The 22,047-nt window shown below is 44.2% G+C and carries 19 protein-coding genes; 18 read left to right on the forward strand and 1 reads right to left on the reverse strand.

Annotated features, from left to right (window positions below):
• Positions 1-11 precede the first annotated feature (11 nt).
• The 18 genes from EI981_RS12575 (at position 12) to EI981_RS12655 (ending at position 21,241) form a co-directional block, all read left to right on the forward strand.
• On the forward strand, positions 12-872 hold the full coding sequence (locus tag EI981_RS12575) for a carbohydrate ABC transporter permease (protein ID WP_126998610.1): 861 nt from the start codon (positions 12-14) through the stop codon (positions 870-872).
• A 45-nt stretch (positions 873-917) separates the two neighbouring features.
• The gene (locus tag EI981_RS12580; protein WP_227011820.1) at positions 918-2,051 is read left to right on the forward strand and encodes an efflux RND transporter periplasmic adaptor subunit; all 1,134 of its coding nucleotides are present in this window, start codon (positions 918-920) and stop codon (positions 2,049-2,051) included.
• A 24-nt stretch (positions 2,052-2,075) separates the two neighbouring features.
• Positions 2,076-3,407 carry an ABC transporter substrate-binding protein gene (locus tag EI981_RS12585; protein WP_126998612.1) on the forward strand — a complete coding sequence of 444 codons (1,332 nt, stop codon included), beginning with the start codon at positions 2,076-2,078 and terminating at the stop codon, positions 3,405-3,407.
• Between the two features lie 61 nt (positions 3,408-3,468).
• Positions 3,469-4,272, forward strand: a complete 804-nt coding sequence (locus EI981_RS12590) for a DUF2935 domain-containing protein (RefSeq protein ID WP_126998614.1) — start codon at positions 3,469-3,471, stop codon at positions 4,270-4,272.
• A gap of 323 nt (positions 4,273-4,595) precedes the next feature.
• Complete coding sequence (locus EI981_RS29000; protein WP_162616153.1) at positions 4,596-4,763, forward strand: hypothetical protein; 168 nt, start codon at positions 4,596-4,598, stop codon at positions 4,761-4,763.
• Between the two features lie 94 nt (positions 4,764-4,857).
• Positions 4,858-6,477, forward strand: a complete 1,620-nt coding sequence (locus tag EI981_RS12595) for an ATP-binding protein (protein WP_126998616.1) — start codon at positions 4,858-4,860, stop codon at positions 6,475-6,477.
• Positions 6,474-8,105, forward strand: a complete 1,632-nt coding sequence (locus EI981_RS12600) for a thiamine pyrophosphate-binding protein (protein WP_126998618.1) — start codon at positions 6,474-6,476, stop codon at positions 8,103-8,105. Before EI981_RS12595 ends, EI981_RS12600 begins: the two co-directional genes overlap by 4 nt.
• A 57-nt stretch (positions 8,106-8,162) precedes the next feature.
• Positions 8,163-9,047 carry a YwqG family protein gene (locus EI981_RS12605; protein ID WP_126998620.1) on the forward strand — a complete coding sequence of 295 codons (885 nt, stop codon included), beginning with the start codon at positions 8,163-8,165 and terminating at the stop codon, positions 9,045-9,047.
• 291 nt (positions 9,048-9,338) lie between these two features.
• The gene (locus EI981_RS12610) at positions 9,339-10,115 is read left to right on the forward strand and encodes an SDR family oxidoreductase (protein ID WP_126998622.1); all 777 of its coding nucleotides are present in this window, start codon (positions 9,339-9,341) and stop codon (positions 10,113-10,115) included.
• 73 nt (positions 10,116-10,188) lie between these two features.
• Positions 10,189-13,302 (forward strand): hybrid sensor histidine kinase/response regulator, encoded by a 3,114-nt coding sequence (locus EI981_RS12615; RefSeq protein ID WP_127004634.1) that lies wholly within the window; start codon positions 10,189-10,191, stop codon positions 13,300-13,302.
• A 121-nt stretch (positions 13,303-13,423) separates the two neighbouring features.
• Positions 13,424-14,503 carry a winged helix DNA-binding domain-containing protein gene (locus EI981_RS12620; protein ID WP_126998624.1) on the forward strand — a complete coding sequence of 360 codons (1,080 nt, stop codon included), beginning with the start codon at positions 13,424-13,426 and terminating at the stop codon, positions 14,501-14,503.
• 166 nt (positions 14,504-14,669) lie between these two features.
• The gene (locus EI981_RS12625) at positions 14,670-15,956 is read left to right on the forward strand and encodes an outer membrane protein assembly factor BamB family protein (protein ID WP_227011821.1); all 1,287 of its coding nucleotides are present in this window, start codon (positions 14,670-14,672) and stop codon (positions 15,954-15,956) included.
• Between the two features lie 188 nt (positions 15,957-16,144).
• Positions 16,145-16,810, forward strand: coding sequence for an ArsR/SmtB family transcription factor (locus EI981_RS12630; RefSeq protein WP_126998628.1), 666 nt, complete (start codon positions 16,145-16,147; stop codon positions 16,808-16,810).
• 36 nt (positions 16,811-16,846) lie between these two features.
• Entirely contained in the window at positions 16,847-18,145 is a 1,299-nt protein-coding gene (locus EI981_RS12635; RefSeq protein ID WP_126998630.1) for an MFS transporter, read from the forward strand.
• Positions 18,146-18,237: 92 nt separating this feature from the next.
• Positions 18,238-19,206: a redoxin domain-containing protein gene (locus tag EI981_RS12640; protein WP_162616154.1), complete on the forward strand. Its 969-nt coding sequence runs from the start codon at positions 18,238-18,240 to the stop codon at positions 19,204-19,206.
• A gap of 149 nt (positions 19,207-19,355) precedes the next feature.
• A complete protein-coding gene (locus EI981_RS12645) occupies positions 19,356-20,114 on the forward strand; it encodes a GNAT family N-acetyltransferase (protein WP_227011822.1) in 759 nt (252 codons plus the stop codon).
• A gap of 73 nt (positions 20,115-20,187) precedes the next feature.
• Positions 20,188-20,706 carry a GrpB family protein gene (locus tag EI981_RS12650; RefSeq protein ID WP_126998634.1) on the forward strand — a complete coding sequence of 173 codons (519 nt, stop codon included), beginning with the start codon at positions 20,188-20,190 and terminating at the stop codon, positions 20,704-20,706.
• 121 nt (positions 20,707-20,827) lie between these two features.
• Positions 20,828-21,241, forward strand: a complete 414-nt coding sequence (locus EI981_RS12655) for a hypothetical protein (RefSeq protein WP_126998636.1) — start codon at positions 20,828-20,830, stop codon at positions 21,239-21,241.
• Positions 21,242-21,350: 109 nt separating this feature from the next.
• On the opposite strand, the gene EI981_RS12660 is transcribed toward EI981_RS12655, so the two are convergent.
• Positions 21,351-21,962 (reverse strand): nitroreductase family protein, encoded by a 612-nt coding sequence (locus EI981_RS12660; RefSeq protein ID WP_126998638.1) that lies wholly within the window; start codon positions 21,960-21,962, stop codon positions 21,351-21,353.
• Between the last annotated feature and the right edge of the window lie 85 nt (positions 21,963-22,047).

Raw genomic sequence — 22,047 nt, forward strand, 5'->3', positions numbered from 1 at the left:
AGGTAAACGGTGTGTACAAAACTAAGATATGGAAAAAAGCGGCGTTAACCCTCTTCATGGCGGTCATTGCGTTAGCTCTCCTGTTTCCGATCATAATTATTTCTTCAAATTCTTTGATGACGGTAAGAGAAATCGGGATTAATTATGGCTTGATTGGAAAAATGGACTCCAACCATTTTGTGAATATGAAGCTGCTTCCAGATTTAGTATCCTTCGAGCAGTATTACAAAATTTTTGTGGAAAGCCCGAGATTTCTGATGATGTTCTGGAATTCAGTGTTTATGGTAGTGCCGATAATTGCTGGGCAGACGCTAATCGCCGCCTTTGCGGCTTATGCGTTCTCCAAGCTGAATTTTCGCGGACGAGACAAGTTGTTCCTCGTGTACGTGATGACAATGCTGATGCCGTTTCAGGTGACACTTGTGCCTAACTATATCATGGCGGACCGCCTGGGACTGCTTAACACAGCAGGTGCGATTATATTTCCTGGAATCTTTGCGGCATTCGGGGTATTCATGCTTAGGCAGTTTACGATAAGCATTCCCTATGCCTATATTGAAGCTGCGAAAATGGATGGTGCGGGGCATGTGAGAATATTCTTCACGATCATTATCCCGATGATCCAGCCCGGAATCGCGGCACTGATTGTTCTATTATTTGTAGACTACTGGAACATGGTGGAGCAGCCATTGGTTTTCCTTGATGATCCTTTTAAGCAGCCATTATCGGTTTTCTTATCGCGCATTAATCAAGATGATCTGGGTATTGCTTTTGCTGCTTCTGTGCTCTATATGACACCGATGGTGCTGTTGTTTCTCTATGCAGAATCTTATTTTATCGAAGGCATTCAGTTGTCCGGCATCAAAGGTTAGCAGCGACAGTTGGGAGGAAGTGGAGGAAAGGAGTTATCGGAGGAATTGGACCAACGTAAACGAAAACGAATGATTCAGATCACATTTATACTATTTATCGGAATATTGCTATTTTTCACTTTATACAGCAATACGTTGCAATCATTAACCTTGCCGAAAGTGATAGCAGAGAAGGCGGTTCTAGGCAGTCTGGAGCAGACACTGGAAGGCAGCGGTATTTTGCAGCCACTTAAGGAGGCGAAGCTCTCGAATCCTACGGGATGGAAGGTCAAAGCCATTGCAGTAAAAGAAGGCGCAAGCGTAAAGAAGGGGCAGACGCTCATCACTTATGATAGCGAGTCTGCCGAGCGGGAACTAGAAGATGAAATCGCCCAATTGGCAAAGCAAAACATTGATATGCAAAATATACAGGATCAGTATATTGAATCGGTTACTAAGGGAGATGAGACGAAAGTTCAAGCTACTAGCCGCGAAATTAAGATGCGCAAACTCGATCTCGGAGTCCAGGAGCGGAAAATTGCCGCTTTACGAGCAAATCTAGAGAATAACAAGAAGATTACGGCTCCTTTCGATGGTGTCATCACCCAAATAAATGCTGTCGAGGGGATGTTCTCGACGGGGGGAGCAGACATCTTGATGGCAAGTACCCACCAGGGATACCGGTTTGAATTTCTCGCTGATGAGCAGCTCTTGTCCGCTATAGGGATTGGGGTGCACGAGAAATTTCCGATTACTGTAAGGATGCAATCCGGACAAAAGGGGGAGAGCCTAGAGGGCACAGTCTATGAAATCGCTGATACATCACCGCGGATGGACACGCAAGGAGTTGGATCCACCATATCGATTAATCAAAAGATGGTTCGAGTGAGAGTCGTTGATAAGAAGCTGAAGGGAGGGGAACAAGCAGAAATCAAGCTGACCAAGCCTTCAGAGGAAGAGGGATTCCTGATCATTAATGCTGCGATCCACCAAGATCGGGATGGCAAATATGTATATCGGATTGAAGAGAAGAAGGGTGCGATTAGAAATGAATTTATTGTACGTAAAGCCAAGATTGGGTCTAGTGAGTCGGACGACAAGGTAACGAAAGTGGTATCAACCAACTTTAATATGGATGATCTGATCATATTGGAGAGCACCGAGCCATTGGAGGACGGGAATCGCGTTAGGCTGAAATAATAAATAGAAGAGAGGAATTAATAGATGAAGAAACAATTACTTGTGGGAATAATCTGTGCAGCTCTAGCAGTAACAACAGCATGCGGGAACAGTGACAACAAAAATAAGGGAGGTAAGGAAAAGCCAAAATCCAAAGACGGAAAGACCATTGTGACGCTTAGTACTTATATGACGAGTGATCATTATCTTGAGGCGGTGAAACAGAAATTCGAGCAGAAGTACCCTGATATCGATCTACAAATTCAATTCAGTAGCAGCGGCGATGAAGAGATGGATGAAGCGAGAATGGAGAAAAATCTGAAATTAACGAATACCGCCATCTTATCTGGCAAAGGCGCAGATATTATTGAAATGAGCTATCTACCTGTCAGTCAATACATAAATAAGAAGCTCCTTCTCAATATGAGCGACGCCTTGGAGAGCGATCAGACGTTGAACAAAGACGATCTGAATATGAATATACTAAACGGAATGAAGATCAATGGCGGTTTGTATACGGTACCTACTTCGTTCTATGTCGGTACATTTATGAGTGACGGCGACATCCTGGATAAGATGGTCGAAGTGGATGAGGATGATTGGACTTGGGAGCAGCTCGAGGATATATCCTGGCGGTATATGCAAAAAGAGGGTACTAAAAATGGGCGCTCTGCTTTGGCTAACTATGCCCCTGAGGAATTTCTACGGCTTGTCGTTAAAAATAACAGTGCTGATTACATCGACCAGGATAGCTTGAAGGCCCATTTTGATTCCCCTGAATTCATCGATCAGATGAATCAAGTCAAGAGAATGTATGATGAAAAGATTATAACTGCTAACGAGGCCAAACCAAGCACTCAGGTGTTCATAAATTACTATTTGTACCGCCCGTTAGATTTCTTTGAATTTGGTTTCCGGTTTTATGAAAATCCTAGATTGTTGCCTACTCCCCATTCGTCAAGTGAAGCGGGCGGCACGTCGTTCCTCGTACCGAGTCAATTCGGAATTCAAGCTAACTCGCCAGTGAAAGACGAAGCATGGAAATTCATCGCCTTTCTAATGTCGGAGGAAGCGCAGTCATTAGAAGAAAGAGACGGCTTCTCGCTCTTGAAATCTGTAAATGATAAGCTGCTTGACAGCACGAAGGAGCTTGTAATGAGCGACAAATTCAAGGCCGAGAATACGGGGGAAATTGAGGAAAGGCATTTTAATCAGCTCAAGCAGCTTCTTGCATCAGCGAATCGCCTTGCAACGGTGGACAATCGATTATTAGCTATTATTGAAGAGGAATCCAAGTCATTCTTTAGCGGTCAGAAATCAGTGGAAGAAGTCGCTAAGCTGATTCAGAATCGTACGACCACCTACTTGAATGAGTAGTGTAATTATTTTTGAAGTTACTTCATAAACCTTCTTTAGAACGAATCAAGGAGGTCATCTGTTGGACCAATCGGCACTTTTCGAGCATCGCTTCTGGCTGCAAATTTTAGGTGATCACTCAAGATTTATTTTCAACACACTGTCACCAAAAGAAACGGCAGATATACAAACTGCACAGCACTTTATTCAAGCCTTCGACCAACTTCTCCATCAAGCGCGTGATATAGAGTCGGATGTTCAGCTTGGAACGGTAAATAAGCAAGCTTATAGTCTGACCGTTAACCTGCGACAATTCAAGCTGAACATTCTGGAACGTCAACTCGTCAAGCAAATTGCGATTGCACTAACGCCAACCTTCTTAAATCATATGGTGAATGAGCTTGAGGAGTACTTGCGTATTCTCAACAGCTTGCTTGAAGGGAATCCGGTCCCGCAATTCGATGCGCTGCACCATGATTTTGTGTGGCTATCTGACGCAGTCGGTCATGCTGCAGCCATATCCAGTGATTTGGATTTTGTCGAGAAGCGGTTGATTGAGAGAAGTCAGGCCTTTGAGAAGCATTTTCAACAGTTTTATTTGAAAAGCATTGAAATGGCAGGTTACATGAGGACAGAACTTCGGGATTTCCCGGCTTTCCGGAAATTTCATACGGATGTTGATATGGAGATGAATTTGTTCAGGGCCTTTTTGAAAGAACTGGAGGACTTGGAGCTATCGGCTGAAGTATTGGATCGCATTTCACCGCTTATGCCAGATCATATGATGAGGGAAGAGTGTTATTACTTAATGAAGCTGGCTCAATTGGGCTTGGTGCAAGATCCGGAATGTACGCCGGATAAACCGAGAATAGAAGAGAAGATCTAGCATGCCGCTGCAAAGCGGCTTTTTCATTTATTGACAGGATTATCAAGTACAGCACCATTGGAACAAGCGAGCGATGCTTACCGCATTTTCAATGATCACGAAGAGGATTGCATCAAGGTTGGTATTGAAGCCATAAATTTTAAGTCTTAATTGTGTAAGGAGCTCGGCAATATATTGATTAGGATGAAGAATTCCATTAATATTAATGTAGATGATACAAAATTAAAATATTATTGGACGGACTAAGCTGAACATCTTCAAGAGATTGTGTTCATGTCGTAAGATATGGAAATTATCCTTGAGGGTGTTTTTTCATTTGATAGATGATAATTACCGATCAAACGACAATCGAATCTATCATGAACCATTTATCCGGCTTCAAGCTGCGTAAGGGAATTGTTGATCGATTGATTAGTATTATTGATCCTTCCGACACCCTCCGTGATCAGTACTTGGGGGCGACGAGCTACGAGACTCGAGAAAGGCGGTAAGACCTATACCGTCAACCTATTAATGTACCGATAAAGTATATAGAATAACTAGTAGAGAATGTAGTATAATTTGCTAACCTGAGGTGGCGATCATATGACAAACAATCTCCTTGCTGAGATCCGTCGGCGTTGTATTGAGAATGGCATGCAGCCAACAGATGTCCCTTCTCCATTAACAAAGGTGACTGAAGAACATTTACAGCAGCAACAGAGGCTTTATGCCGACATCCTAGAGGTTACGGAGATTTTTGGAGAGAACACAATTAAGCTATTGAATGGTCAGATGGTACTATTTCTCGTTACGGATGACAAAGGTCTCGTTATTGATTCCTTCGGGGATCAGATCATGAAAGAAAATCTATCGCAGTTAAACATTAAAGAAGGTAGTTTGTTAATTGAGCGAGAAGTGGGGATTTGCGCCACTCTGATCGCCCTTGACAAGAAAATTCCTTTCCAGACAGTAGGAACGGATCATTTCCATCTTGCTTTACACGATTCTGCTTGTCATAGTGTTCCCTTTTCTTTCCCTGACGGTTATGGAGGACAGGGAGTGTTGGAAGGTACAATCTCACTTATGACCAGTGTCGTTGAATTTAGTAATTATCCGCTTGCCATGCTAGTTAACATGGTAGAATCAATGGCGCGAGAGTTGATCCTGAGAAGAACGAATCAACGTCAATTAGATTTGCACCACTTGATGGTCAATAATCTGGATACAGGAATTCTCTTGGTGGATCGTAAGGGATTTATTGTTGATTATAACAAGGTCGCGCATAATATGATCCCGGATTTCATTGCGATAGGACGGTCTTCTCTCCATATCACTGAGCTGGGACCTTATTTTAGTGAAGCGATTACGAATGGCCTACCGCAGCGGGACTTTGAGATCCATTACAATGACAAAGGAGTACACACGGTTTGTCTCGTGGATATCATTCCTATTTTTGAGAAGGGAAATATTGAAGGCGCATATGCTCAGTTTCGCGATATCACGGAACGCTATTATTTAGAGCAGCAGGTGATTGTCAGTGAGAAGCTCTCAGCGATTGGCAAGCTGGCAGCGGGTCTGGCGCACGAGATACGTAATCCGTTGACTACGATAATGGGCTTCGTGCAAATTACCCGTTCACGACCACTTGATCCTGTAACTACACGGTATTTAGGTTATGTTCATGAAGAATTGGAGCGTGTAAATAATCTCGTCTCCGATTTCGTTACGATGTCCAAGCCATCCGTTCCGATTATTAAACCGATTGAAATCAATACCTTTCTGGATAGTGTGCTTCGATTTATGGAAGGGCATGCCGCTCTTCATGATATACGCTTTGCTCGAGACTACTATACCGCCCATGGGGAGATTTTGCTTGCTGACGCAGCTCAGATCAAGCAGGTGTTAATTAATATTTTGCAAAATGCCGTTGAGGCTTCCGAACCAAAGGAGATCGTTACTTTGAAGACACGGAAGCTGAGCAATAGTCTAGTAATCACAGTCTCTGACAATGGCATCGGGATTAGTCCAGAGAATCTGACCAAAATTCAGAATCCTTTCTTTACAACGAAAGATAATGGAACGGGCCTCGGGTTATCTGTTTCTTATCGTATTATTAATAATCACAACGGAGAAATTACCATCGATTCAAGACTGGGTGTAGGTACGGATTTCAATATTCATTTACCTTTAACATGTGACAACATAAAGGAGTGTTCAATGTGAAAAATGTTGTACAAATCTTAGTTGAGACCCTCGTCAACCTTGGTATTTCACATGCTTTTGGAATTCCAGGAAAATCGATTGCCCCTCTGGTATTGGAGTTTGGCAACCAGGATATTGAATTTATTTTGGGAAGACACGAGAGTGGGGCAGGATTCGCTGCCGGAGGCTATGCCCTTACGAATAACAATTTGGGGGTTGTCGTAGCAACGTCTGGACCGGGAGGCACTAATCTTGTTACAGCCGCAGCGCATGCGAAAATGAACTGCCTGCCTGTGCTCTTTATTACCGGACATCAGTCGGTAGCTGAAATGGGTATCCCGCAATGTCAGGATTCTTCGCAATTTGGTATTGATTTGGTGGAAATTATGAAACCTGTCACTTTATTTAGTACGATGGTGACACGAGCCGATACTTTTCCCGCGATCCTGACTTATGCTCTACGTGAGGCGTTGACCGATAGAAAAGGACCTGTGCACCTGTGCATCCCCTTTGATGTTATGATCTCACCTGTAAGTGAATCACATATTCATTTACCATCCAGCGGTATCGATTATATAGCTACCAATCTGACGGACGTTGTTCATCGGCTGAAGAGTGCTCGCAAGCCTGTTATTCTTGCAGGTAAGGGAGTAGTTCTCTCGGGTGCACAAGAGGCGCTCTCCGGGTTCGCCGAGAAGTTTCATCTACCGATTGTGACAACCCCTGGTGGCAAAGGAAGCATTCATTCATCACATCCTCTTTATTACGGGCCTTTGGGTCTAGGCGGACATCGAAGAGCTATGGATTTGCTAGAATCAGGAGTTGATCTGCTCTTGGTGATGGGATCCCGATTAAGTGATACGGCCCTGGCTGGTCTCGACCGTTCTCATTATCCTCAGCAGATCATTCAGTTTGATATAGAACGTGAATTTATGGGCGGCATCATTCAAGCTGAATATGTGCCTGTGTTAGGAGATTTGCGAACCAATCTAGAGGAGATTCTACGTTTATATCCCCATGAAGAACCAGTTCCTTTACATACGGCTACACCATATCATGATCCGCTTCCCGTCTTGGAATTTCTGTCTGTTGCTGAAGTCTGTCAGGCCGTTAGTGATATTATTCCGGAGAATACAATGATCTTTGCCGATGATGGAGCTCATGGCTATCATGCTGTTCGCTGGCTGGATCTCAAGCCTGGTGTGAAGTTTTTCTTCGATTCTTATTTCGCCTCGATGGCTAACGCGATAGGAATGTCCATTGGCGCTAAGTTCGCCAACCGGGAACGGAACGTCATCTGTCTGACAGGGGACGGCTGTTTATTTATGCTAGGCTCTGAGATCAATACCTGTGTTGCTGAGCAGCTTCCGGTTATATTTATCGTTATCAATAATGGACAATTAGATATGGCCTTGAAAGGAATGCAGCAGTTTACCGGACGAACGGATGGTACAATCTTCAAGCAGCCCCTGGATGTGGCCGCCTATGCAGCCTCGATGGGCGCAAATAGTGCAAAGTGTTCCACACTTGACGATTTTAAGCAGGCACTTAAACAGGCACTCGCTTTGAACAAGCCATATGTCATTGATGTGATCGTTGATAAAGAAGAAATTCCATCCTCATTAGCACGAGCAATGAAGCTTGATTAAATATTTCAGATTACATAACCATATTACAAATTCGAAATTACAAGGAAGGTGAAGGCAATGTTGAGCGAGAGCAACAAGAACAGGCTGGAGCAAATGGTCCGTGAACACCAGTTTGAACATGCGCTAGGTTATTTACAGGAGTCTGTACGCCAAGGTATTCGATGGTCCAAGAAGGAAATGGAGGATTATAGCGAATCAGGTGTCTCCCGCATTGGCGGTGACTCGGATTTGCCATCAAGCGTGGAATGGCCGCTGGATTCTGAAGGTACTCCCATGACGTTCCTCGCTCAGCTGCGTCTGAGTGAATTAGCGGCTCAGGATGAGTCTTCACTGCTTCCAAAGGAAGGGATGCTTTATTTCTTTGTGGGGGTGGATGAGCCAGCCTACAATATTGAACATAAGGTGCTGTATTTGCGAGATGAGGAGCTGAAAGAAGCTTATCGTCGGATGACTCCTGAAGAGACGTCGCAAGAGGAGAATTTCAAGGGTTACAAGTTGAAGGCCAGGTCCTCCATTGAGCCACCCAATTATGGTTATGTGGATTACGAGCTGCTGGAGGATGAGGAGCATGATTATGAGCAATATGAGGAGTTATGCTTCGAGTTGACTGAAGCGGACTCGGATGATCTTGCCGTCATGTTCGGTTACCCTGCGACCCAGCACGGGGATTGTGAATATGAAGCGGCGCTGCAAATGCTGACTGGTGCAACGTACAATTATTCCGTGCAGGATGCGATGAAGCAAATAACTGCGCACTTGAAAGGCGATGTGCACAAGGCAGAGCAGGAGGTTCGAGATACGCTTCTGCTCCTTGCTCTGGACTCGGATCAAGATGTGGGGTTCTGCTGGTGGGACGCTGGAGAACTGCAATTTTTCATTCGCAAGGATGACCTACTGTCAGGGGATTTCTCACATACGTATTGCTCTTTATATTCGAGTTAACGTTTTACTATAATTTGTAATTGTGATACGATATGAATCAGGAGATGTGCGAGAGGAGCATGGATTATAATGGCAGGTACCCTCTAATGGTTAAATAATTGAATGGCCTTGTTGATTCCTTTTTTTGAAGGGGTCAATTGCCCATTTCTAATTAGACCATTATAGGATCGCTGAATTCATGTGCTATAGATGCACCGAGCGAATACCAATCTATGGTGTTCGCTTTTTTTGTTGGTGCGCACCCATCTCCCATAGTACTTTGTTCGGCGTTTCCACAAGGAGATGCTAATCATGAAAAGATTAATGAACAAAATCGCCATTGTTACTGGCGCTAGCCGGGTAAATGGTATTGGTACGGCTATTTGTAGAGAATTAGCCCAAGAGGGCGCAGATATCTTCTTCACACACTGGTCAAAGTATGATCGCCAAATGAATTATTTTATCGCAGATGATATGGTTTGGTCACAGCAACTGATGGAGGAGATCCGCGAGCTTGGAGTAAGGTGCGAATCGATGAAAATAGATCTTACGCTCCCCGATGCTCCAAAAATCCTGCTTGATGAAGTTCACAAGAGATTAGGCTCACCCTCCATTCTTGTAAATAATGCAACCCATTCGGTAGATGTAGATTTTCGCTCCATTACGGCGGATATTCTCGATGCCCATTATGCGATGAATGTGAGAGGAACTTGTCTGCTAATGGTAGAGTTCGCGCGACAAATCGAAGGGAAGCATGAGGGCCGAATTATAAATATGGTATCAGGTCAAGACAAGTCGCCAGAGCCTGGCAATTTGGCTTATGTGGCGACCAAGGGAGCTGTCTCTACCTTCACAAAGTCCGTTGCTATTGAACTAGCACCGCTTAAAATTACGGTAAATGCTGTAGATCCTGGACCAACGGACAGTGGATGGATGTCTTATGCATTGAAGGAACATTTATTGCCGAAATTCCCTATGGGCCGCCTCGGAGAACCTAGAGATGCTGCGAAGCTAATCGTATTTCTAGCGAGTGAGGAATCGGAGTGGATTACGGGACAAATCATTCATTCAGACGGAGGCTTCTGGTAATCTAACGTGTTGTAATAACAGATCATGATTAAGAGAGGAATGGTCCTTGGCAGATGCTTCGCCAAATGACGATATGAAGAAGAACCATGTTGTTATATTGCTAATACTATTTATAGTAACTTTGTCCGGTCTGCGTATTTTGTGGATGGAGGTATCTCCTCAGCGGGCTCACATCTTCATTCAGAATGGTCAGTTGGATTTACGTGATTGGGATGCAGAGGACGGTAAAATCCTATTACTTGATGGAAAGTGGGAGTTCTACCCTTCACAATGGTTGATGGATGGGAAGTCGCTCCGAATACCGAACGGTACTCCCCTTAGATTTGTCGATATCCCCGGAGGCTGGAATAATGTGCTGAATTCCGAGGTGCCAACTCCATATGGCTATGGTTCTTATCGTTTGCGCATTCATGTGAATCCGTCGAAGGACATGAACTATAGTATTCGTATACCGAGTGTACGCACAGCTTCTGAGTTATACGTCAATGGTCGATTGCTATCCAAATCAGGGCAGATTGGGGAGACAAAGGATAAATATACAGCTAAGAACCTCCCCTATTCCTCTACTTTTGCGGCAGATGAGAACGGTGTGATCGATCTGGTAATTCAGGCGGCCAACTATGTGGATAGCCGAAGCAGCGGGATTATTCGCTCCATTAAATTCGGTTCAGAAGCAGCTATTACTAGAGAAATGAAGCTTTCCATTTCAATGCAGTTCCTAGCAGTCATTATCTTTCTGATGCACTCGATTTATGCAATTCTGTTGTATTTGCTTGGGAACAAAGAGAGGCGTCTGCTTTACTTTTCATTGCTGACCTTATGCATTACTCTCTCAAATGTACTAAGTAATGATGAGAAGCTGTTCCATCAACTATTCTATATGGGCGCTGGCTGGGATTTTCGGCTCTCTAATGTCTCATTAATGATCGGTGTCTATGCTTTGTTGGAGTGTACGAACCATCAGAAGCTTCGATATTGGAGAAAGATATATCCTGTTTATAAGGTATTGATCTTAGGAACGGCTGTCGTTACGTTGTTTCTAGCCCCTCAACAGGTGATTATGCTCTTCCCAGTTTATTTTCTGCTGGGGTTTTCCGGTGCAGGGGTTGCGTTGGCTGCTATCTTTAAGCTAGTCAGCAAGGATTTCAAGAGCAATCTGCTGCTGTTGTCTTCTATTCTGGCACTGCTTCATCATGTCCTTTGGTCGTTATCCTGGCGGGATAGCGGTATGAGCTATGTTCATTATCCATTTGATCTGATTATTGCAATGGGATGCCTTGCTTCCGTATGGTTTAAGGACTATTTCAAGATGCATGCGAATACCAAGGAGCTTGCTGCCACATTGCAAAGAATGAACGACCATAAGGATCAATTTTTGGCGAATACATCACATGAATTTAAAAATCCGCTGCATAGTATTTTGAACATGTCACAATCAGTATTAAAGAGGGAGCGTCATCTGTTGCAGGAGAGAAGCATCAAAGAGCTAGAAACAGTTCTCACAGTAGGGCGACGCCTCAGCTTGATATTAAATGACTTAATTGACGTAATGAGTTTGCGGGAAGGCAATCCACGTCTGCAGAAAAAGGCCATACGCCTTCAACCGGTCATCACTGGAGTCATGGATATGCTGCAATTTAATGCAGAAGTGAAATCCATTCATTTCGTAAATCAAGTTGCGGAAGATTTTCCCGCAGTCATTGCGGATGAGAATCGGGTTGTGCAAATCGTCTTCAATCTACTACATAATGCTGTGAAATATACCCATGAAGGAACGGTCTCAATTCAAGCAACTGCCCAGGACGGTAGAGCATATATTGAGATTGCCGACACCGGGATGGGTATGGATGAGGACATGCTCAAGCGTCTATTTCGTCCCTATGAACAAGCAGCCTCGAACGACACGATGATTGAAGGCGGTTTTGGATTAGGCTTGAGTATCAGCAAGCAGCTGGTTGAGCTACATGGAGGTAGGCTCAATGTATCGTCTATCCTCGGCCAAGGTTCCAAATTTACATTTTCGCTGCAGCTCGCGTCTGATGAAGCCAAGATAGAGAATGAAATCTATGCGATCCCTAATTCTTTCGCGCAGTTGGCAACTGAACATATGCCTGCACTACATCAAGTCTCAGCCAGTCTGGAGAAAGAGGAGCTTACCCCGATAACGAACCCAACAGCTTCCGTTGAAATGAGTCGCGAGCGACCGATCATACTTGTCGTGGATGATGATCCCGTAAATCTGCAGGTGCTTGAAGCCGTTCTGCCGTACGAGGAGTATGATGCGACGATGGTAACTAGCGGCAAGGAAGCGCTGGCTGTACTGGATGCCAAGGAATGGGATCTGGTCATCTCGGATATTATGATGCCGCAGATGTCAGGTTATGAGCTGACACGAATTATTCGCGAGCGGTTTACCCTTACAGAGCTTCCTGTCTTGCTCCTTACGGCAAGAAGCCAACCGATGGACATTCAATACGGTTTCTTGGCTGGGGCCAATGATTATGTGACTAAGCCGGTGGAAGCTATCGAGATTAGATCGCGGATTGAGGCACTTGTTACGATAAAACAAAGTGTACAGGAGCAATTGCACTTAGAAGCTGCATGGCTGCAAGCGCAAATTCAGCCTCACTTCCTATTTAATGCGTTGAATGCTATCGCCGCTTTAAGCGACGTTAATCTGGATAAGATGCGTGATATGCTGGATCAGTTCAGCCACTTTTTAAGGCATAAGTTCAGTTTTCATCATATGGATGGGCTTGTTCCGATTGAGGAGGAGCTCAGTCTAGTGCGCTCTTATCTATACATTGAGAAGGTTCGGTTTGATGAACGGCTAGAGGTGATTTGGCAGCTTGATGAGTGCGAGGGATTAAAGGTCCCATTCCTGTCGATCCAGCCTTTGGTTGAAAATGCGATAAGACATGGCATCATGAAGCGTACCCGCGGAGGCAAATTGATCATCCGGATTGCTGTCTATGAGTCGCATACCAAGATTACTGTCGAAGACGACGGGGTTGGTATGAATGAAGCTCAATTACAACGAATATTAGAGAGAAGGGCGGATCGCAGTTCGGGAGTTGGTCTGATCAATACGGATCAACGCTTAAAACGGCATTTCGGATCGGGGCTTCATATAGAAAGTGCGCTAGGCGAAGGGACAAAAGTTACTTATTATGTATACAACAGGTGAGTAGTGTGTAAAAAGATGCCCTATAGCGGTCAATTTACAGGGTTTGAAGAGTCTTTAGCTTTTGCATGTGAACTACGGCGGATTGTTAATATCTATAGATTTATATTGGGGGCCTGTGACAATGCAAAATATTGTTGATCGGCGTTTATTTAGTCAGCTTATTGCTGGTGAGAAGCCAGGGAAGCCCGAACAGGTTGTTAAACATTTGGGTGCTATGCAGGCACAGGACTATCATCAAGCTCTATGGGCAATCGGATTACGCATGCCATCGGGTACAGTTTCGGACATTGAGCAAAGCATTGCAGATCATAAAATGATACTGACTTGGCCGATGCGAGGTACGCTGCATTTTGTGCCTTCGGAAGATGTAAAATGGACGTTGAAACTTTCTGCTTCGCGTACCCTGGCGCAAGATAATCGAAGGCTGGAACAATTGGAGCTTAACCAGGGGATTATTCAACATGTCAGCCAGATAATCTATGACGTACTGTACGGGAACAAGCGGAAATCTCGGCCAGAACTTATGCAATTGCTGGAGGAAGAAGGGATCAGCACGAAAAACCAGCGGGGGTATCACCTGTTATGGTATATCGCACAATCTGGTTTGATCTGTCATGGGCCAAGGGAAGGGAAGCTTCAAACTTTTGTATTGCTGGATGAGTGGGCGCCGGATGCCAAAGAACTATCTATGGAAGAATCGATTGGTTTACTAGCTGAACGTTATTTTACGGGTCATGGGCCAGCTACGGTCCAGGATTTTGCTTGGTGGGCAGGCATCACGCTCTCAACTGCCCGGCAGGGGGTTGAAGCTGCAAAGCCCTGCCTGGTTTCGGAAAAAATAAAGGGTCAGGAGTACTGGGGGACCGAATCTTTGCTAGCCGGATCAATGGATGAAAGACCGAGTGTCTATCTGCTTCCGGGGTACGATGAGTATCTGCTCGGCTATAAGGATCGAAGTGCGGTATTAAGAACTGAATTTGCATCCCGCATTATCCCTGGTAATAATGGAGTATTTATGGCGACGATCGTCATCGACGGTCATATCGCCGGCATATGGAAACGATCGATCAAGAATAAAGGGATAGATATCGAATTTGATTTATTTACTCCACTGGCAGACAGAGAAGAGAGCATCATCAAGGCTGCCGAACGATATTGCTCATTTATGGGGCTGCCTTTAGCTTCGACATCTTTTATTTGAAACATTATCAAATCATCAACGTTTAATGTTTGATATGGTAAAAACAGTTACAAATGGGGGCGTGGTTAGTGTGTTGAAGGGAAAATTAAGTTATAAAGATCAACTTCTCCGGTATCTTATAGCAAGCATTGCAGTGGTGGTACTTACTGTGCAGGGGGTGGTCTTTGTGCTACCTACGCGGGCAAGTGCAGAAACAGCGGATGTATCGGTGCAAAATTGGTATTCCTATCCACGTATCACAGTTCCTGAGCTGAAACCTGTTTGGACGCTGCAGGTAGATAATTATCTTGATATGAATGAGCCCTATATTGGGAAACAGGCTATTGCTGAAGAGGGCAAAGTGTTCACATTCGCCGAGTCTAAGCTGATTGCCATTGATGCGAAAACAGGCAAACGACAATGGGCGTATGGAAAAGATCTGACACCTTATGTTATCTATTCTAAGGGAGTCATTTATGGTTTGTCAGGAGATCACAAGCCTTACGCATTGAACGCAAAGACGGGGAAAGTAAAATGGCAGTCAGATTCATCTACCTGGATCGATACGCGGTTACGCACGGAGTCATTGATCCCAACTGAAGATACGCTTTATGTGATTAAAGGGAGCACAACCTTCGCATTTGATATGGCGACAGGCAAGCTGAAATGGAAAGTAGATGAGCCGCTTGCTGAAGGAAACGGAACTGCCTATCTGGAAGAGTCGGACGGTGTTGTGCTTAGGACCTTTTATGTACAAGGTGCGCTCACATCCATTCAGCTGAATGCTTATGATAAAAAGACGGGCGAGAAGATATGGAGCCATTTTGGTCAAGGGGAAGCTCTTCGAATTAAAGACGGTCTTGTGTATTCGGTTGATTACTATTCTCCACTGCTGTTTGAATATCAGTCTCAGCCTGATCGGAAGTTGTCGTTAAATATATTTAATCTAAAGACTGGTGCGAAGAAGGGAAACCGCGAATATAACTGGAAAATGCCTGGTGATCCTCCATATGAGTATGGGCAAATGGGCGTATTTATGAGTGGAGACAAGCTGTACATTGATCAAGGCGATAAAGTGGCACAATACGATTTTGATCAATATAAGACTGGCGCGGCTCCTCTACAGACATTTCAACATCCTTATGGGGATGATTGGATGCTGCTCAACATCACCCAGGAACAGCTGATCTTCCAAGACAAAGTAACGTGGGACCTGAAGGGCATTAAGGCGAATGGACAGGAGGTCGTATGGTCCGGCGATGCACCATTTTCACAGATTGACGTGTATGGCAAGGGAATGTACCGGGCGCAGCGAAATGGCACGCTCCTAACAATTAATATGGTAACGACAATGCCAGTCTTTAGAGTAAGAACTGGAGTAGACTTGCATGAAAAGACACTAAAGACGGACGGAATGTTAATTATACAGGCCGAGGGTAAGCTTCTCGGTGTAAAGGTGCCAGCATCGCTGTAATATGCCGATAAGCGAATGCGTAGAATATATGGATAATACGTTCAAATGATTTTTTTAAAACCACTGATCACGATTATCAGTGGTTTTTTTTATATTGGGATTCTTGAATCGTGTTTTGACAAACCCTTAGACACTAGCTACAATTAAACCATTCAATAGATCAATTGAATAGATGAGGGGTTTGGAATATGAATGAAAGAGAGTTTAAAGATGCGCTTTATCAGGAGTTTGCCCGTATTGGCAAATGTCTTTCTAGTCCAAAACGATTAGAAATATTAGATATCTTGACACAAGGATCGAAATCAGTAGAAGGGATATCCAAGCTTACTTCGATGTCAGTAGCTAACGTATCGCAACACTTACAGACGATGCATCAGGCTAAGTTAGTTGTATCCAAGAAGCTAGGTAACTTTGTTTATTATGAGCTGGCAGATCCAGCTGTCATAAATTTTCTAGACACTTTGCATGGACTCTCTGAACAACAATTAATTGAGGTACAACATGTTAAGTATGAATTCCTCGGTCAATTTGCGGATGTAGAGGGAGTATCTATGGAAGAACTGCTGAAACGGATGGACTCAGGAGAAGTTACACTTCTCGATGTACGTCCCAAAGATGAATATGAAGCCGCCCATATACCCGGGGCAATTTCGATCCCATTTGAAGAATTGGCTGAGCAGCTCGCTTCATTACCAGCAAGCACTAAGATCGTCGCTTATTGCAGAGGTCCTTATTGCTTGATGTCCTTTAGAGCTATTGAATTGCTAAAAGCCAATGGATACGATGCCGTTAGATTGGATAAAAGCGTTATGGATTGGAATAAATACATTGATAGGGGAGCGGTTGTGTCATGAAAGTTGAAATTATATGAATTGTGGAGGAAATAATATATGTCGTCAGTACAATATACAACGAAACAACAGGAACATCTAACAAGCTATATCCATTCACCCGAAAATCAACAAAAATTGTACCGTCGAACACTGGCAACGGTTATTTTCTCTCAAATTTTTGGTGGGGCTGGGCTTGCAGCAGGAATAACTGTGGGTGCTTTATTAGCTCAAGATATGTTGGGAACAGATAATTTTACTGGCGTCCCAACAGCTTTATTTACTCTGGGATCTGCTGTGGCCGCCTTTCTAGTAGGCCGCTTTTCTCAAAAATCTGGAAGACGTCTTGGACTTGGTTTAGGTTTTCTCGCAGGCGGGCTTGGAGCGATCGGAGTTGTAATATCTGCTCTTTTAAACAGTATTGTATTACTTATGATATCACTTCTTATTTATGGCGCGGGTTCAGCCACAAATTTACAAGCACGTTATGCTGGTACTGACCTAGCTAATTCTAAGCAGCGAGCGACTGCCGCGAGTATGGCAATGGTATTTACGACATTTGGAGCGGTTGCAGGACCGAACTTGGTAGAGGTGACAGGACAGCTTGCATTTTCTATCGGAGTTCCCCGCCTGGCAGGTCCGTTTATATTGGCTGCGATCGCCTATTTTTTAGCAGGAATCGTTCTACTCTTGTTCCTTCGTCCCGATCCATTACTAGTGGCAAATGCGATTACTGATCTGTCCAGTCATCATACTAATCCTTCTTCTGGTGTAGGAAGAGTAGATAGACAAGTAGGAAAACGCGGAATAATTATTGGAGCTGCAATCATGATTTTGACTCAGATTGTGATGGTAGCCATCATGACAATGACTCCTGTTCATATGAAGCATCATGGACACGGATTAAGTGAAGTAGGATTGGTTATTGGTTTTCATATTGGCTCCATGTATCTTCCATCTCTAATTACAGGGGTTCTGGTTGATAAAGTTGGACGTATGATCATGGCGATCGCTTCGGGTGTTACTTTGCTTCTTGCAGGTGTGGTCGCTGCTCTGGCACCAGGTGACTCTTTGACCGTCTTAATCGTAGCGCTATCTCTATTAGGATTGGGCTGGAACTTTGGATTAATCAGTGGTACGGCACTTATTGTGGATTCAACCTCGCCATCCAATCGAGCTAAAGTTCAAGGATCTGTTGACGTACTGATTGCATTGGCAGGTGCTTCTGGGGGAGCGTTGTCCGGTATTGTTGTTGCTCAATCTAGCTATGCTTTTCTTTCTTTTGCTGGAAGTATTCTTTCTCTTTTACTAATTCTAATGATGATATGGTTACAAAGAAAGAATAGATCGATTGGTTAAAAACTCATGTTTATGATGCTACAAATCATGAAGTCCATCATTGTTGTATAAAGGGGGCGATAGCACTGCCGAATTTGCAACTTGGTACGTTTGTGCTGAATATTGAACTGTTAATTTATTTGATCTCGGGCATCGTTGGTGTTCTGGCAGTCCGTTTTCGGGAACGGGGACGCCCGCAGAAAGAAATGCGCATATCAGAGGCTTGGAATGCGGTCTTTATATGGTTAATCGCTTGGAAGCTAAGCTTATTTCTGTTCGACCTCAAAGGGGTCATCAAGCACCCGCTTTCTCTAGTCTTCTTTAGCGGAGGGCTGAGAGGTGTTTTACTTGCGTCCATTGCTGCGCTAGCTTATCTATTTCTACGAAACTATCGCCGGGCTGGAGGTCGGGAAGCGATTACGGTTGCGGTAACCTGGGGAGCCGGAATGGCAGCCGCTGCGTTCTTCGGTTTCATTGTATTTGATGATGCGGTCGGCATTGTCGAATATGTGGGACTTGCGGTGGCGGTTACTATACTTGCTTTCCTACTGAGCCCATCGCCCAAAATTGCTTCCCGGTCGCTCGGAATCGCACTTATCATTGTGATGCTAGGGTATACCGTTCTCAACTCGACGGGTGGCAATAGCGTTCGAATGGATCAAGCTGCTCCTGATTTTGAACTAACTGATTTGGATGGAAACACGATTCGGTTATCCGACTATCGCGGCAAAACCGTCGTAATGAATTTCTGGGCAACTTGGTGTCGTGTTTGTCAGGCTGAAATGCCTCACATGGAGAAGTTTTATCGCGAACAACAGAACGAGGACGTTGTTGTTCTTTCCATTAATGCAACAAGCCAGGAGAGAAGCAGTGATATTGTGGGGAATTACGTGGATAAAGAAGGGCTAAGCTTCCCTATCGTGTTGGACAAGAGTGGAGATGTGTTGAAAGAATATAATGTAACCGCGTATCCGACTACTTATATCGTCGATCCTTCTGGCAACATCCGAGAGCAGTATTTAGGTGCGGTCAGCTATGAGAGCCTCAAGAAGGCGGCAAAACTGACGGATCAGGGCAACTAATAAGGCTACAGTTCAATAATAACTAGAGTGAGTAAAATTCGATTATAGTAGAACATTCACAGGTTAACCTTTCATTACTTTGATAAGATAAAAGTTCAAATCTGTTGCCCTTCACTGCAGATGGGCCAAATTATAAGGAAGTGAACATAGTGGCGAATGTACCAAGTCGAAAAACAGGGATGCCTATATTCTCGCCAACGATAACTGATTTTTGGCAGACGGAATTTTTGAATGGAGACGTTCTATATAGCGATGAAGTCTTTACTATCGCTATCAATCCGGACCTGGACGAGGACCGCCGGATCATGGTGCTTGAAACCATCGACGGCAGGGTTATGGTGGTCCTGACACCGGCGCTAGCTGAAAAAACAGCCCTCCATAAAAAACAAGGCCTGTCTGAAGAGACTTTTCGCCAGAAATTAAATGAAGCTGGAGTCTCCCTTCATGGCGCGGATTATTTATTTTATTTCTCGGAAGCCGATAAGAATGTAGTGCTGCAAGAAAACCTGGAAGGTGAATTACGCCGGTTAACAGGGCATGATCATGCAGTTTTCTCTAATTTCCAATCCTCCGCCTCGGAGCAAGACTTGGACGATGCTTATGTAGAATTGGATCACTGGGCGGTGTTCGGTTCTTTTGAGCAGAATCGCCTAGTCAGCGCCGCCAGTATGTATCCTTGGGAGAATTCGAGAATTGCCGACCTCGGCGTACTGACTCTGACATCCTTTAGAGGAAAAGGCCACGCCCGCAAAGTAGTGCGTTCAATAAGCAAATATGCCTACGGTCAGGGGTACGAACCCCAGTACCGCTGCCAACTCGATAATCTGGCTTCTGTATCACTGGCTAAAGCGGCGGGGTTGACGCTGTATGGAAAGTGGGATGTGGTTTCTCCCGACTCCATGAACTGAAGTCCGACTAGAAAGATGTAATGTCCTCAACAGACTGCAACGTGAAAATATCAAATACAAATGAGGTGAGACTATGAAAATTACGGTTGTGGAGCATCATCCTGAGTGGAAAGAAGCGTATTTAAAGGAAGAGCGTGATATTCAAAATATTCTTCATAGTGAATTAGTGAATAGCTTTCACGTTGGTAGTACCTCGGTTCCCGGTTTGAAGGCGAAGCCTATTATTGATATCTTGCTTGTAGTTCGTGATATCAACGCTTTGGACCAATATTCCGTCCAATTTGAGCATCTTGGGTATGAAGTCATGGGAGAGTTCGGTATTCGTGGCAGAAGATATTTCCGTAAAGGGGGAGACAACCGGACGCATCACATTCATGCTTTCCAGTATGATCATATCCAGGAAATTGAGCGCCATCTCGCCTTCAGAGATTATCTGTGCCATCATCCTGAAATAGCGAAGGAATACGGTGAATTAAAGGATGAATTGGCGAAGAAATATCCAAATGATATCGAGAGTTATGGGGACGGAAAAGATGATTTTGTGAAGAAAGTAGAAAAACAAGCCTTGATCTGGCATTGGACTCACCGCTAATAGGAGAATTCTTGCAGGAAAACGGACAGGTATTAGAGGAATTACTAAAGGAAGTACAGAATAATATTCAGTAGGTGATTCCAAACAGTTCTGTTACTAGACGCTAAGGAGCGTGCGTGATATGCAAGAAAATTTATCAAATGAAGAGTCTGCATTGATCATGCAAAGTGTTCAGCATTTCTTACTAAAATTACGAGGAGAGCTTGAAGACCCTTCAGATAAGGAGTTCCTCAATCACCAGATTAAAGTTGCTCAATCGGTATTCGAGAAGGTTCTTGATTTACGATTATCAGATGATGGCACGACGATAAGTAGTGTTGGGGAAATCCCCGTAAAGGATATGGCTTTCAAAGCCAATTACACATACCATGGCCGAGATAAGAATACTAGAACAGGAAGTATTGTCGTTCAAGTGAGCCATAAGGCTTATGTGAAGCAAGCGGTTAAAGATCAACTTCACAAAGACCGTGGTTGGGAACCAGGATGGATATTTGTAGGTACGATTCAACCCGTAGACAACAATGAAACAAAATGAATCGTAAGGATAGTCGCTGCAGATCTGTTTAGATTTATACTTTGGGGAAATACAACAAAAGCTGGCCAATAGGCCAGCTTTATTTTTTATGCTAGATGGAGATGTGCTACTATTCGATTCTCCCTTCATACACAAGTTCATTCAGCGGGCGGCGGCTGTTAGGGACTTCACGCTGTTGGACGCCTTCAGGCAGTAAGGATTTATCCCCATGATATCCAAGAGCGATAACGGCATGAATCTCGAAGTGATCTGGGATATTCAACATTTGTCTAGCTTTATTACGATCAATGCCTCCCATGGCATGAGTGACCATACCAAGCAACGTCGCTTGAATCGCCATCGAAGCCCATGCTGCACCTGCATCGAAAGCATGAGCGCCATTTGGATCGCCATTGTCTCTTAGTTTATCGGAAGCAACAACAATCAGAACAGGGGCAGTGGACACCCAGGTTAAATTGAATTCATTAATGAATTGATGGAATACGCTACGCTGCTCCTCCGTTTTAGCGACAACGAAACGCCATGGCTGATCATTAAAAGAAGATGGAGCCCAGTGTGCGGCATCCAACACCGTATATAGATCTTGATCGCTTACTTCGCGGGTTGAAAAAGCGCGCGTTGACCAGCGATTCAGAAAGAGAGGGCTGACCGGATACTCGGAGACGCGTGTAGCCTGCACCTCCGCTGAAATTTCATTGACGATGGTTTGTACATTGCTCATCTGAATATCTCCTTCCGAAGGTAATTTACTTTTCCAGTATATGTGACTTACTTAAACTTATCAAATTACTTTTTGAACTGTGGAC

The sequence above is a fragment of the Paenibacillus lutimineralis genome, from assembly GCF_003991425.1.
In the GTDB taxonomy this organism is placed as follows: Bacteria; Bacillota; Bacilli; order Paenibacillales; family Paenibacillaceae; genus Fontibacillus; species Fontibacillus lutimineralis.

What these genes read in the sequence shown, in the direction of transcription:
- EI981_RS12605 (WP_126998620.1), top strand. Translation starts at nt 8,163, where the DNA reads ATGTTGAGCGAGAGCAACAAGAACAGGCTGGAGCAAATGGTCCGTGAA.
- EI981_RS12585 (WP_126998612.1), top strand. Translation starts at nt 2,076, where the DNA reads ATGAAGAAACAATTACTTGTGGGAATAATCTGTGCAGCTCTAGCAGTA.
- EI981_RS12615 (WP_127004634.1), top strand. Translation starts at nt 10,189, where the DNA reads ATGAAGAAGAACCATGTTGTTATATTGCTAATACTATTTATAGTAACT.
- EI981_RS12655 (WP_126998636.1), top strand. Translation starts at nt 20,828, where the DNA reads ATGCAAGAAAATTTATCAAATGAAGAGTCTGCATTGATCATGCAAAGT.
- EI981_RS29000 (WP_162616153.1), top strand. Translation starts at nt 4,596, where the DNA reads ATGATAATTACCGATCAAACGACAATCGAATCTATCATGAACCATTTA.
- EI981_RS12650 (WP_126998634.1), top strand. Translation starts at nt 20,188, where the DNA reads ATGAAAATTACGGTTGTGGAGCATCATCCTGAGTGGAAAGAAGCGTAT.
- EI981_RS12630 (WP_126998628.1), top strand. Translation starts at nt 16,145, where the DNA reads ATGAATGAAAGAGAGTTTAAAGATGCGCTTTATCAGGAGTTTGCCCGT.
- EI981_RS12595 (WP_126998616.1), top strand. Translation starts at nt 4,858, where the DNA reads ATGACAAACAATCTCCTTGCTGAGATCCGTCGGCGTTGTATTGAGAAT.
- EI981_RS12610 (WP_126998622.1), top strand. Translation starts at nt 9,339, where the DNA reads ATGAAAAGATTAATGAACAAAATCGCCATTGTTACTGGCGCTAGCCGG.
- EI981_RS12620 (WP_126998624.1), top strand. Translation starts at nt 13,424, where the DNA reads ATGCAAAATATTGTTGATCGGCGTTTATTTAGTCAGCTTATTGCTGGT.
- EI981_RS12635 (WP_126998630.1), top strand. Translation starts at nt 16,847, where the DNA reads ATGTCGTCAGTACAATATACAACGAAACAACAGGAACATCTAACAAGC.
- EI981_RS12660 (WP_126998638.1), bottom strand. Translation starts at nt 21,962, where the DNA reads ATGAGCAATGTACAAACCATCGTCAATGAAATTTCAGCGGAGGTGCAG.